Origin of the sequence: Sodalis sp. RH16, from assembly GCF_047324245.1 — a bacterium.
In the GTDB taxonomy this organism is placed as follows: Bacteria; Pseudomonadota; Gammaproteobacteria; order Enterobacterales; family Enterobacteriaceae; genus Acerihabitans; species Acerihabitans ligni.
In genome coordinates this window covers 4,496,714-4,509,562 of the sequence record NZ_CP178737.1, presented here as the reverse complement: position 1 = coordinate 4,509,562, position 12,849 = coordinate 4,496,714, and the positions used below count along the sequence as shown (strand labels likewise).

General features: G+C 59.1%; 13 protein-coding genes. 4 read left to right on the top strand and 9 right to left on the bottom strand.

The window, feature by feature from the left end; translation table 11 throughout:
• Positions 1 to 18: 18 nt before the first annotated feature.
• The 5 genes from ACL2XJ_RS20650 to ACL2XJ_RS20630 form a co-directional block, all read right to left on the bottom strand.
• Positions 19 to 1,149, bottom strand: coding sequence for an iron-containing alcohol dehydrogenase (locus ACL2XJ_RS20650; protein ID WP_413724338.1), 1,131 nt, complete (start codon positions 1,147 to 1,149; stop codon positions 19 to 21).
• Positions 1,150 to 1,439: 290 nt separating this feature from the next.
• Positions 1,440 to 2,261 (bottom strand): alpha/beta fold hydrolase, encoded by an 822-nt coding sequence (locus ACL2XJ_RS20645; protein ID WP_203521582.1) that lies wholly within the window; start codon positions 2,259 to 2,261, stop codon positions 1,440 to 1,442.
• Positions 2,262 to 2,360: 99 nt separating this feature from the next.
• Entirely contained in the window at positions 2,361 to 3,980 is a 1,620-nt protein-coding gene (locus tag ACL2XJ_RS20640; RefSeq protein ID WP_413724337.1) for an MFS transporter, read from the bottom strand.
• Complete coding sequence (locus ACL2XJ_RS20635; RefSeq protein ID WP_413724336.1) at positions 3,961 to 4,392, bottom strand: DoxX family protein; 432 nt, start codon at positions 4,390 to 4,392, stop codon at positions 3,961 to 3,963. The genes ACL2XJ_RS20640 and ACL2XJ_RS20635 overlap by 20 nt, the downstream gene beginning before the upstream one ends.
• Before the next feature lie 4 nt (positions 4,393 to 4,396).
• The gene (locus ACL2XJ_RS20630; protein WP_203521585.1) at positions 4,397 to 6,259 is read right to left on the bottom strand and encodes an amidohydrolase; all 1,863 of its coding nucleotides are present in this window, start codon (positions 6,257 to 6,259) and stop codon (positions 4,397 to 4,399) included.
• Between the two features lie 253 nt (positions 6,260 to 6,512).
• Between ACL2XJ_RS20630 and ACL2XJ_RS20625 the strand changes: the two genes are divergently transcribed.
• From ACL2XJ_RS20625 to ACL2XJ_RS20610, 4 genes are all read left to right on the top strand, one after another.
• On the top strand, positions 6,513 to 7,199 hold the full coding sequence (locus ACL2XJ_RS20625) for a hydrolase (RefSeq protein WP_132921772.1): 687 nt from the start codon (positions 6,513 to 6,515) through the stop codon (positions 7,197 to 7,199).
• 146 nt (positions 7,200 to 7,345) lie between these two features.
• Entirely contained in the window at positions 7,346 to 7,555 is a 210-nt protein-coding gene (locus ACL2XJ_RS20620; RefSeq protein WP_132921773.1) for a DUF1427 family protein, read from the top strand.
• Between the two features lie 13 nt (positions 7,556 to 7,568).
• Positions 7,569 to 7,841: a DUF1427 family protein gene (locus ACL2XJ_RS20615; protein WP_132921774.1), complete on the top strand. Its 273-nt coding sequence runs from the start codon at positions 7,569 to 7,571 to the stop codon at positions 7,839 to 7,841.
• Positions 7,842 to 8,045: 204 nt separating this feature from the next.
• Entirely contained in the window at positions 8,046 to 8,927 is an 882-nt protein-coding gene (locus ACL2XJ_RS20610; RefSeq protein WP_165934108.1) for a helix-turn-helix domain-containing protein, read from the top strand.
• Between the two features lie 49 nt (positions 8,928 to 8,976).
• Here ACL2XJ_RS20610 and ACL2XJ_RS20605 read toward each other — a convergent pair whose 3' ends face one another.
• The 4 genes from ACL2XJ_RS20605 to fhuE all read right to left on the bottom strand — a co-directional run bounded on the left by ACL2XJ_RS20605 (position 8,977) and on the right by fhuE (position 12,802).
• Positions 8,977 to 9,405: a hypothetical protein gene (locus ACL2XJ_RS20605; RefSeq protein WP_132921776.1), complete on the bottom strand. Its 429-nt coding sequence runs from the start codon at positions 9,403 to 9,405 to the stop codon at positions 8,977 to 8,979.
• Positions 9,406 to 9,503: 98 nt separating this feature from the next.
• Complete coding sequence (locus tag ACL2XJ_RS20600; protein ID WP_203521589.1) at positions 9,504 to 10,124, bottom strand: response regulator; 621 nt, start codon at positions 10,122 to 10,124, stop codon at positions 9,504 to 9,506.
• A 184-nt stretch (positions 10,125 to 10,308) separates the two neighbouring features.
• Complete coding sequence (locus ACL2XJ_RS20595) at positions 10,309 to 10,440, bottom strand: hypothetical protein (RefSeq protein ID WP_413724335.1); 132 nt, start codon at positions 10,438 to 10,440, stop codon at positions 10,309 to 10,311.
• 214 nt (positions 10,441 to 10,654) lie between these two features.
• On the bottom strand, positions 10,655 to 12,802 hold the full coding sequence (fhuE, locus tag ACL2XJ_RS20590) for a ferric-rhodotorulic acid/ferric-coprogen receptor FhuE (protein WP_413724334.1): 2,148 nt from the start codon (positions 12,800 to 12,802) through the stop codon (positions 10,655 to 10,657).
• Positions 12,803 to 12,849 lie beyond the last annotated feature (47 nt).

Sequence of the window (12,849 nt, the reverse complement as noted above, 5' to 3'; positions counted from 1 at the left end):
CCGGCAAGAAACCTCACTTCACTCCTCGATGCGAAAGGCCCCTTCTATCATTTCCCGGCGCTGCGCCGATGAATACTCAAGCAGTGAATTCTTGCTATTGGATTTTTCCAGGCTCACCGCCAGCTCCTCGGGGCTCAGGGGCAAATCCTCCCGCCAAAACGGGGCAACGGCGTTGCGGGTAATGAATGCCCGCAAATAGCGTTCCGGACCGCCCTGTTCATCGGGAAACAGACGCATGGCCAGTTCCGCCATCAGCGCCCGCTGTTGCGGCTGTTCGCTTGCCGCCAGCAGATCCAGAAACGGCAACAGCAGCCGGCCGCACACCTGTCCATGATGATAGCCGCGCAGCGCGCCGACCTCGCCGGCGATGCCGTGTATAACCCCCAGTCCCGCCATGCTCAGCGTCAGTCCCCCCAGATAGGATGCCTGCATAATGGCTTCACGGGCGGCATCACTGCGGTTTAATGCCGGCCACGCCTGCAGAAAGAGGCGGATACCAGTGAGGGACATCTCGCGAGACAGGCTGCCGGCGGTCTTGGACAGGTAGGATTCAAAAAGGTGAGTAAAGGCATCAATGGCGCAATAGGCCAGCACCCGGTCCGGCGTCCCCGCCAGCAGTTGCGGATCCAGGATCGCCGCCTGCGGCACAAAGTTGTTGTGGCGCAGCGACGCCTTCACCTTATGGACCAGAGTGTCGGTGATAACGGCATTCTGCGTCACTTCGCTGCCGGTACCGGCGGTGGTGGGAATGGCGATAAGCGGCAGGGTCGCGCCGCTCACCTTGCTGTCCCCGATCTTTTCCATATAGCGCAAGGCCGGCAGCGGATGCTCCGCCAGGGCGGCAAACGCCTTGGCGGCGTCCAGCACGCTGCCGCCGCCGATAGCCACCACCCGCAGTACCTTGCCGCGCCAGCGAGCCACCCAGCGGTCAATATCCTGCGGCGACGCCTCATGACTCACTATCTCGGTACCGGCCAGCAGCGGCACCAGCGTATCCGCCAAGCCCGCATAAACCGCGCCCCCGAGGAAGGATCGGCAGCTGAACAGCAGCGTGGGCCGCGCATCGGACTGCAATAGGGGAACCAGTTGGTTGATACTGCCGGTGCCGAACCAGGTTTGCCGGTTGGCGATCATCAGGCTGACGGTCATGTTATCTCCCGGGCGCGCTAAAACCTCAGCATAATCCAGCGCCGCGGGGCAAACCAGGGCTTTTCGCCGCCTTAAAAAGCGTTATTCAACGGCAAATGCGCCTTTATGCCGCGGGAGGATTTGAAAGCGGAGCCGAACGCCCTTGGCGCCCGAATGCACCGCCCCGGTTTTATCACCGGCGCGGGCACGGTAGCACGTTACTTTTTAACAACGCCCTCAAAGGAGAAGATGCACGGCGGCGCGTTATTTGTTGATTATCGCCGACCGGTACATATTTGCCCGGCGGCGCACTAGCCTTTGATAAACGCCAGCAGATCCGCGTTGAATTGTTCGGCATGCAGCTGCGCCAAACCGTGACAGCCGCCGGGGTAAACTTTCAGCTGGGCGCCTTTGACCAGTTTGGCGCTCTTCAGGCCCGCCGCGGCAATGGGTACGATTTGATCGTCATCACCGTGAATAATCAGCGTGGGTTTATCGATTTTCAGCAGGTCGGCGGTGTAATCCACCTCGGAAAACTCATGCACGCAATCGTACTCCCCTTTAATCCCCCCCTGCATGCCCATACGCCAGAACGACTCCTGCAAGCCTTGATTCAATTTAACGCCCTCGCGGTTGAAGCCATAAAAGGGCAGGGCCAGATCGAGAAAAAACTGCGAGCGATCCAGCGCCGTGCCCTTACGGATGCCGTCAAAGACCTCCAGCGGCGTGCCTTCCGGATTCTCCGGCGTCTTCAGCATCAGCGGCGGAACGGCGCCCACCAGCACGACGCGGGCGACGCGGGATGTGCCGTGACGGCCGATATAGTGGGCCACTTCTCCGCCGCCGGTGGAGTGCCCCACCAGGATCACATCCTGCAAATCAAGCTCATCAATCAGCTCAGCCAGATCGTCGGCATACTGATCCATATTATTGCCCTGCCAGGGTTGATCGGAGGCACCGTGCCCCCGGCGATCGTGGGCTATCACCCGAAAGCCTTTCTGGCCGAAAAAGAGCATCTGCGCCTCCCAGGCATCACCGGCCAGGGGCCAGCCGTGGGAGAATACAATGGGCTGGCCGCTGCCCCAATCTTTATAAGCAATGCTGGTGCCGTCATTGGTAGTGATAGTACTCATGATTTTCTCCACAGGTGAGTAATTGAAATGATGACATGTCACTATGTCTGGCATGGGTAACCAGTTTGGATAAAGACTTTCGCGTCAGGCCCGCCCCGGTTAACCGGGGGCCACCAGGTGGCGTACCACCGGCGGAACGCTCCCGCGGTGAAAGGCCTGCACCCGGCTTTGGATAAGCCGGTCGTTCACGGTATGGCGTTCATGCTGCCGCAGATGCTCAAGCCAGGAGCCCACCACGAACACTTCCACGAAGGTGCCCGGCAGTTGGACATCTTCGTAAACCGCCCAGGTCATAGCGCCCCCGCGCCGCCGCACCCGGCGCATTTCCTGGACGGCCAGCATAAACGCCCTTGCCTGGGCCGGGTCTATCTCATATTCGATGCTGACCATCACCGGCCCCCTTTCCTGCCGGATGTCCGGCGCCGGGGCCAGGGGATGTTCACTGGCGTCCAGGTTCAAATCGGGATCTTTATCCAAGCGCCAGCGCAGTGCGGCGGCGGAGGCGAGGATCATGCCGACCGCCGCCGCGCAGAGGGCGGTCCGGATACCGGTTTTAGACGCCAGCTGTCCCCAAATGGCGCTGCCCAGCGTCATGGAACCGAAGAACACGGTAAGATAAACCGCCAGGGCGCGAGCCTTGACCCAGCGGGCCGCGCTGCGCTGCGCGCCGACGTTGAGGGTTGATAGGATAGTAATCCAGGCGAAGCCGGTAAAAAACTCAATAGCGGTTAAAACCCAGAAATATCGGATAAAAGCCAGGGCCAGCATGGTCAGGGCAAACAGCAGGCTGGCCGTCACCGTCAGGCGGTCCGGGGAGAGTTTTTTCCGCAGCCCCGGCAGCAGTATGGCGCCGCACACCGCGCCGATGCCGATGGACGCCAGCAGAATGCCGTAGCCCCCCGGCCCCAGCCCCAGTTCGCGCCGCGCCACCAACGGCAGCAGGGCCCAGCCGGCGCTGCCGAACAGGAAAAACGCCAGGGCGCGCACCAGTACGTTCCTCAAAACCGGCGCGGAATGTACATAGCGCAGCCCCACCCGCACGGCGGAAAAAAAATGCTCGGGAGGCAGCCGCTGGATGGTGGGTTCGGCCTTCCAGCGATAGAGGACAAAACCCACCCCCAACACCGACAGCGCATTGAGCAAAAATACCACCCCCGGCCCGGCAAAGGACAATATCAGCCCCCCCAGGGCCGGTCCGATGGCGCGGCTGATATTGATCCCCAGGGAGTTGAGGGCAATGGCCGCCGGCAGCTCGGTTTTTATTACCAAATCCGGCACAATGGCCTGAAACGGCGGCGAACTCATGGCCGCCCCGGTGCTGAGCAAAAATGCCGCCGCCAGCAGGCCGATGGGCGTCACATGGCCGGTGAGCGCCAGCAGGCCCAGGCCGGCGGCGGCGATAAACACCCAAAGCTGCGAGAACAGCAGATAGCGGCGGCGGTCGACGATATCGGCCATGACCCCGGAAGGCAATGCGAACAGAAACATCGGCAGGCTGCCGGCGGCCTGCACCATCGCCACCCACAGCGGGTCGGAATTCAGCAGCAGCATCATCCAGCTGCTGCCCACATCGCTCATCCATGAACCGATATTGGACACCACAGTGGCAATCCACAGCATACGAAAGACCGGCTGCCGCAGCGGACTCCAGGGGGAAAAACCACCGGTGGCCGGCGTGGCGGGGGTGGCGCCGGACCCGCTATCCTGGGCGTCTGTCATGGATTTCCTCTCTGTAGCCCGGCCGGATGCGCCACCGTCCCGGGCCGCACAGCGCCAGCGTGATGAAAATGATCAGCAGCAGCCAGCCGAACTGCCCCTGTTCCACCGTCCATTCGGGATGGACCGCCAGCATGGCCACCAGCAGCACCGCGATAATGGGCAGGCAGGCCAGCCGCGCGGCCACCCCCGATATGATGAAAATCGGGCACACCACCTCGGCGAAAATGGCCGGCAGCAGGTTCATATAAGGCCCCAGGCCAAACGGATCTTCGATGTGCGCCAGCTGTTCATTAAAATGAAGCACCTTGGGTATGCCATGCACATACAGCAGCATGAAGCAGCCGGCGAGCCGCAGGAACAGCAAACCCAGATCGATGGGCGGAGCCGGAGCCGCCGTCGCTAAGATTTTCATGCTGTTAAAACGCAAAGCAGCTGCAGCCCAGCGCGCCCCAGAACCCGGAGTGATCCGATACCGGTACCGCCGAACGCCGGGCACTGTCATGGGCGTGGCCATGAACGCCGCAGGCGCCGATGCAGCTATGGGGCAACAGGCAGGCGCCGGCGGCGGGGAGCTGCCGATAATGCCCCGGCACCAGAGTAACGGGAGACCACTCCGGCAATACCGGGATCGCCGCCGGGCCATGGGAAGATAATTCACCGGCGGCATAGACCACCTTGCCGCCCACCACGGTCATCAGCGATTCAATGGCTTTGATATCCTCTTCCGGAATAGCGAAAAAATCCGCCGTCAGCACCGCCAGATCCGCCAGTTGGCCGGCCTCGATATGTCCTTTTTTGCCCTGTTCGGTGGAAAACCAGGCGCTGCCCGCGGTATATAACTCCAACGCGGTATCGCGGGACAGCCGGTTCAGGCTGTCGAACAGCTTCATGCCGCCCACCGTACGGCCGGAGACCAGCCAGTACAGCGCGGTCCAGGGATTATAGCTGGCCACCCGGGTGGCATCGGTACCGGCCCCCACCGGAATGCCCATCTCCAGCATGCGCGCCACCGGCGGCGTCTGGGCGGCGGCTTCCGCGCCGTAGCGCTCGGCAAAATATTCTCCCTGGAACGCCATTCGATGCTGGATGGCGATACCGCCTCCCAAGGCCCGTACCCGCTCGATATTTTTGGCGGTAATAGTCTCGGCATGATCGAAAAACCAGTGCAGGCCGTCAAACGGAATATCCTTGTTCACCTTTTCGAAGACGTCCAGCATCCGGCTGATGGATTCGTTATAGGTGGCATGCAGCCGGAACGGCCAGCGCTGGCTCACCAGATGCCTGACCACCGCCTCCAGCTCGTTCTCCATGGCGGGGGGCAGATCGGGCCGGGGTTCGAGGAAGTCCTCAAAATCGGCGGCGGAAAACACCAGCATCTCCCCGGCGCCGTTCTGCCGGTAAAAATCATCCCCCTGTCCGGGCGTCACCATATCGGTCCAGCGCGTGAAATCCTCCAGCTCGCCGCCCTTGCGCTGGGTAAACAGGTTATAGGCGATGCGCAGGGTCAGTTGTCCCTCCTTCGCCAATTGATCCACCACTTTGTAATCATCGGGATAGTTCTGAAAGCCGCCGCCGGCGTCGATAACGCTGGTGAGGCCCAGGCGGTTAAGCTCGCGCATGAACTGCCGGGTAGAATTCACCTGGTATTCCAACGGCAGGACCGGCCCTTTGGCCAGGGTAGCGTAAAGAATCATGGCATTGGGCCTGGCAATCAGCATACCGGTGGGATTGCCCGCCTGGTCGCGCTGGATTTCGCCGCCGGGGGGATTGGGAGTGTCCTTGGTATAGCCCACCACCCGCAGCGCCGCCCGGTTAAGCAAGGCGCGATCGTAAAGATGCAGCACAAACACCGGCGTATCCGGCGCCGCCGCGTTCAGTTCATCCAGGGTCGGCATGCGCCGTTCCGCAAACTGGAATTCGGTCCAGCCTCCCACCACCCTTACCCATTGCGGCTGTGGCGTGCGATCCGCCTGCTTTTTCAGCATGGCCAGGGCATCGGACAGCGACGGCACCCCTTCCCAGCGCAATTCGAGGTTATAGTTCAGTCCGCCGCGGATAAGATGCAGGTGGGAATCGTTTAAACCGGGGATAACCGTCCGTCCGCCCAGGTCAATCACCTTGGTTTGATCGCCGCCGTGGCGCATCACCTCGGCGCGGGTCCCCACCGCCAGAAATTTACCGTTGCTGACGGCGACCGCATCGGCCAGGGGCTTTTGCCTGTCGAGGGTATGAAATTTCCCGTTGGTAAGGATTAACTCAGCTTTATCAGGCGAAACCATAAAACCTCCGAAGCAGTGAGGGCCCGCGCGGCATGGGCAATGACCGGATTATGGTCGGCATGCCGGAGCAGCGTCTAGTTATACAAAGAGATAATGGCGCCGCCTGGGTTATACATAGAGATAATAGTCTCTCCCGCCCAGACGCCCTACCATGCCGCTTAATAGCGAAAAGCCGTCCTGGCCGCTATCGGCTTTATCGACGCGCCGCGGATACTCCGGCGATTCCATTACCCAAACCTCAATGGATATCATTATGATTGACTCTAAACTTGATGTACTGACCCCCACGAACTGTCAAATGATCTTCATCGACCAACAACCGCAAATGGCGTTCGGCGTGCAGTCCATGGATCGGCAGGCGTTAAAGAACAACGTGGTGGCATTGGCGAAAGCCGCCAAGACATTCGGCATTCCTACCACCATCACCACGGTGGAAACATTGAGTTTTTCCGGCCATACCTACCCCGAATTGCTGGACGTCTTTCCCACCCATGACATTCTCGAGCGTTCTTCCATGAATTCCTGGGACGATCAGAAAGTACGCGATGCCCTGGCGGCCAACGGAAAGAAAAAGGTGGTGGTTTCCGGTTTATGGACCGAAGTGTGCAATAACAGTTTCGCTTTATGCGCCATGGCCGAAGGAGCATATGAAATCTATATGGTGGCCGATGCCTCGGGGGGAACATCAAAGGAAGCACATGATTATGCCATGCAGCGGATGATCCAGGCCGGCGTGATTCCGGTGACCTGGCAGCAGGTCATGCTGGAGTGGCAGCGGGATTGGGCGCGCAAAGAGACCTACGACGCCGTAATGGCCATCGTCAAGGAGCATTCCGGCGCCTACGGCATGGGAGTGGACTATGCCTATACCATGGTCCATAACGCCCCGGAACGCATCCACGGCGAACACCGTACGCTGGCGCCGGTACCGGCCAGATAACTTTCCCTTAAGCCGCGCAGTAGTCTGCTGGTCAGGCGGCATATCCCTCCGGTGGCGGAGCGATATTGCGTCCGGGCGACAGGGTACTGGCCGGCCTCAGAGGTCTTACGTTCCGGCTTACGCGGACGACGCTAAGGGAAACGACCATGAAAGTCTATCTTATTTCCATGGGCGCAGGCGTACTCATAGGCCTGGTTTACGCCCTGCTCAAGGTGCGTTCCCCCGCGCCGCCCGCCATCGCCCTTATCGGTCTGCTGGGCATGCTGGCAGGGGAGCAGCTTATCAGCCAGGTGGCGCGGCACGCGGCGGCGGCCCCGCCCGGCAGCCATTCTGTCGGCGCGCAGCCGCCGCGGTAATATGAGGAAAGTGATGAAACCCTACCTGGTTTCCCTGGTAACCGGCATATTGGCCGGTATCATTTATTCTTTATTGCAGGTGCATTCACCCGCGCCGCCGGTGCCTGCGCTGCTGGGGCTGCTGGGCATGCTGGTGGGTGAGCAGCTTGTCCCGGTTTGCAAGCGGCTGATTAACCGGCAACCGCTGACCCTGGCCTGGTTTCGCCATGAGTGCGTGCCGAAGATCAGCGGCACGCCGCCGGCGGGAGGAGAAAAACCGCCGCCGGATGAGTTATACCCTAAATAATTCGATGACGGGTATATTGATAGTCAAATTCTGATTCGCCCGCCTGCCCTCCCGCCCCAAATGCGGGTAAACCGCCCTTCACGCCGGTTTTTGCAACCCGGTGCAGATTTGTCAGGAAATTTATAGTTTACTGTTAACAAAATGATGCCTAATGTTACGGTATGTATTTTCTTGGCCTGCCTGCAGGCAAGGATTGGAACTTCCATGATCTTATCCAACCGCATGTCGCTTCACGCCGGCTCCGTTCGCTTTTATGCCAGCCGGCACGCGGACACCCTGCCCCTTGAAAATGCGCCTGTTATTACCATCCCTTGCGGCGAGGCTTTTGCGGTGATTGTCCAACTTGCGGATTTCAGGCTGCATAAGCTGTGGCACGATGGCCGGCTTATCCATACCGGCGGCCATGTGAAACAGGCGGTTGCCATTACCGATCTTACCGAGGACTGGCGCTGCCAGCATCTGAGCCCTTTTGATAATGTCCGTTTGGTTATCCCCCGCCAGGCCCTGGACGAATTCACCTATGACAGCGGGCAAAAACGCGTTGCCCGCTTCGATTGTCCGCCCGGCACCACCGACCCGGTGATGTTCCATCTGGCGCAGGCGCTGATACCCTTGATGGATATGCCCGACGGCGCATCGGATTTTCTTATTGAGCATCTTTCCCTGGCGCTGCTGGCGCACCTCACGGCGGCTTACGGCAACGCGCCGCCGGAATGGAGCCGGCGAAAAGGCCGATTGGCGCCGTGGCAGGAGCAACGGGCGAAAGAGTATATGCTGCTGAATATGGCCAAAGGGGTATCTTTGGAGCAGATAGCCCAAGAGTGCCGGCTATCGCGGGCGCACTTTGCCCGCTATTTCAAAAACAGCACCGGCAACTCAGCCTATGCCTGGCTGCAAAAGATGCGCATTCAAAAGGCCCAGGAACTGCTTGGCCGCCATGAGCAAAGCCTGACGCAAATCGCCCTGGAGTGCGGCTTTACCGATCAAAGCCATTTTTCCCGGGTATTCAAATCCGTTATAGGTACGCCGCCAGGCAATTGGCAGCGCATGCGGGCCATGGGAAAGGATGCCAGCGGGGACGGCTGAATACCGGTTCAATGAGCCATTACCGGTTGTGCGCCATCAGACGAATCCCCTAGGCCTGGCGGCCGGATGCCGGATCCGACGGAGCGGCAAGCAAGGACAGCACCTGACGCAGTTCGCCGTGGGCGATTGCCGCCTCGGTTGATTCCTGCAGAGCCTCCACATATTTGCGATAAAAATCATCGTCGCTTTCCGGCGGCGACAACAGGCGCTCGACCACGGTTTTATAGGCAACGATAGCCGCCGTATCGATATCCTCCTTGTCATCCAGCCGTTCATCCAATTCCACTACGATCTCCGAAATCCGCCTCAGCCAGGCGAACTGCGGGTGGCCGGTGAGCAGTTGCAGATGCTCAAAGGGACTGCCCACCGGGCCAAAGCGCCCGGTTTCCAGATCAACCAGCGTCTTGTGCAATTTGCGCAGCGCGCCGGACAATTTTTTGAGGGCGGCGCGGGGATCGGACATCTCTTGGGTGTTCATAGGTCTTGTTCCTCGAAAATCATCTACAGGTTTGAGCAACGGCATGGCGGGTTCGCCCCGGCGGCAACGCCGGGGGGACGCCCGTCCAGGCGCCGCCGCTAGCGGCTCTGGGACTTGACGATATGCAGGCGCTCCGCGGCCCTGACCAAATCAGCCAGGCATCGGGTTTGCATTTTCTCCATCACCCGCCGTTTATGCACCTTGGCGGTGATTTCACTGACTCCCAGCGCCGTGGCTATCTGCTTATTAAGCAATCCGCCTATGGCCAAGCCAAGCACTTCCCGTTCCCGGGGCGTCAGGGTTTGATGGCGCTCGGCAAGGCTTGATAGCTCATGGTAAAAGGAGAGGTTTTTCTCGGCCGTCAGCAGCCCTCCCCGGACCGCGCTCAGCAATTGCCCGGGATCGATGGGCTTGGTTAAAAACTCATAGGCGCCGGCCTTCATCGCTTTTACCGACAACGGGATGGTGCCATAGCCGGTGATAAAAATCACCGGAAACGCCCGACCGGTTTTTCCCAGCGCCTCCATCACGTCAAACCCATCCGACACCGGCACGTTCATATCAACAATAACGCAACAGGGAATATGACTGAAATGCTGCTTAAGAAACGCCTGCACTGAAGCAAAATCAGCTACATGGAAGCCTTCCGACTGTAGCAACCTGACAATGGAATGTCTTACCGAATTATCGTCGTCAACAACATACACAATATGATCCATGAATATGCCCTATCGTTGATGGGAAAAGAACACCCTGGCCGCGATATCGCCGGCAAGGGTCGCTTTTATCAATTCGTTAGTACTGCGGCACTCCATAATCACCAGAAGCCAGAGGCTTATCTTGTAAAATAGTATGGTTTTGTGACGATTGATGTGATCATAACCTACAGTTTTCATCGGGTATTCACCGGATGATTTCGTCTTTCAGCACCCAGATGCGGTATTCGCCGTCGTCATACTGCGCCCCCTCCAGCTCTTTTTCGAAACCGGGGAATTTTTTACCCCAGTCGGCGATGCAGGTTATTGTCAGCACCATCGGCTCTTTAATGACAGTGAGGCGGTAGCAGAGGTAACCCGCGCCGACGACCAGAGCAATTAACCTTTGGGATGTCAACGCGGCGGGCAGCAAGGTTGCCTTTGTCCGGATATGATGCCTTCCGCCGCGCCACTGAACGAGTATAGTGCGCGACACAAAGTGACGTTGTCACGTTTTAGCCAAAGGCCTCCCATCCGGACATTATCCCGCACCGTCAGAAGGTATAGTTCAGCGTCACCGAGACGCTGCGAGGCGTGCCGTAGACGGCGTAAGAAGCGAGATAGTCATAATACTCCTTATCAAACAGGTTGTTGATATTGGCCTGTACCGAAAGCTGGCGGCTGACCTGGTAGCGCCCGAACAGGTTAACCAGCGCATAGCTGCCCTGCTCCACCCGCGTCATCCCCAGCGGGCCGTAGTCACTTTGCCAGGTATGATTCTGCCAGTTCACGCCGCCGCCCACGGTGAGATCCGGCAATACCGGCAGCTGATAGCGGGTAAAGAATTTCAGCGACGTGCGCGGCAGGAAAGAGTTGACGGCATTACCGTCACCGTCTTTGGCGACATAGCGGGAACCGCCGAATGTCATTTGCAGACGGTCGGTTACCGCGCCGTTCACCTCAAATTCAACCCCTTTGCTGACGGTATTGTTAACCGCGCGATAGGCCTCTTCGGTAGTACCCGGAATATAGGTATTCTCATCCACCGCCACATGGTTCTGTTCCGTGCGGAACACCGCGGCAGACGCCGTCAGGCGACCGTCATTCCAGTCGCCTTTCAGGCCGGTCTCATAGTTTTTCCCCACCGTAGGGTCCAGATAGTTTTTATTCAGGTCCCTGTAGGTCTGCGGCTGGAAGATGGAGGTGTAGCTGGCATAAGCGGACCAGGTGTCGTTAATATCATAAATCAGGCCGGCATAAGGCGTGACGTCGCTTTTATCGGCATCGGCGGTGGTGCCCTCGGCGCGCCAATCGGTGTAACGGGCGCCCACAATCAGGGCCAGGGGATCCGCCAGGGAGAAGCGAGCGGCGGTATAGAACGATTTTTGCCGTATCGTATCACTGGAATAATCCACCCAGGGGCTCCAGACCGGGTCCGCCACGTCGCCGTTCCAATTGTTGTAATCACCGATATCAGACTCGCTCAGGGTGGCCTGGGAGTTGTAGTAGCGGTTATTTTGCCTGCTGTAGCTGGCGCCGACGATCAGCTTGTGCCGGCGGCCCAACAGGTCAAAGGGTCCGCTGGCATAGGTATCGACGGAATCCACCTTGCGTACGCCGGTATTCCATCCGCCGTAGGCCGTCACCCCGGTACCGCTCTCCTTGTCGGGAAAACCGGCGGCATACATCAGCTTGGAATCAAAATCGGTTTCAGCATGGGTGCCGTTAACGCGCGCCTCCCAGCCATTGTCAAAATGATGGGCAAGATTGGCAAATACCTTTCTCGACAGCTGGTTGTTATAGCTCCAGTCCGGCGCCGGGTTAAAGCTGCGATGGAAGTGCGTACGGCTGCCGTCGCCATACCAGGTGGGCAAACCTCCCCAGGTGGGGTCCGATGCATGGTTTTCCTGAAAGTCGTAACCCAGGGATAAGGTGGTGGCATCGGTCAGACTGGCGTCCACCACGCCGTAAAGAAACTTTTTACGGTAATGGTAGCGGTCAAGGAAGCTGTCATTATCCTGATAGCCGGCGATAACCCGGCCGCGTACGTTGCCGGACGCCGAGAGCGGGCCGGAAAGGTCCAGCACCATTCGTTGTTTGTCCCAGCTGCCGTAGCTGCCGGTGACGGAACCCTGGAATTCGCGGCTGTCGGCATGTTTACGCACCATATTGACGGAGGCGGAGGGATCCCCCGACCCGGTGAGCAGGCCGGTGGCGCCCCGCACCACTTCTATACGGTCATAGATGGCGGTATCCGAACCCGCATCGCCGAAGTTCCACAGCTGATCAACGGTCGTGGGAATACCGTCAAACAAATATCGGGTGATGGGAAAACCGCGGGAATAATAGCTGACGCGATCGGAATCGATGATTTCCGGTGAGATACCGATGGTATTGCTCAGCACATCGTTAAGGGTTTGCAGATCCTGATCCTGCATGCGCTGCTGGGTGATGATGCTCACTGACTGGGGAATATCCCGCGGCGCCAGCAGCATTTTGGTGCCGGCGGTGGTCACCGGCACGCTGTAATCCTGCTGGCCGCCGCTGCTATTGCCGCTTGGCCTGCCGGTGACCACCAGGGTGTCATCGGCGTTTTTCGCCCCGCCCGGCTCGTCCGCGGCGGCCATGTGATACCAAGAAGAGATCAGGGCGGCGGCAACGGGCAATAAATATCTCGAACCTGAATGATTAAACCTACCCATCGCTTCTCGAGCCTTACTCTTCGAAACAAACAGCAACATCACTATTC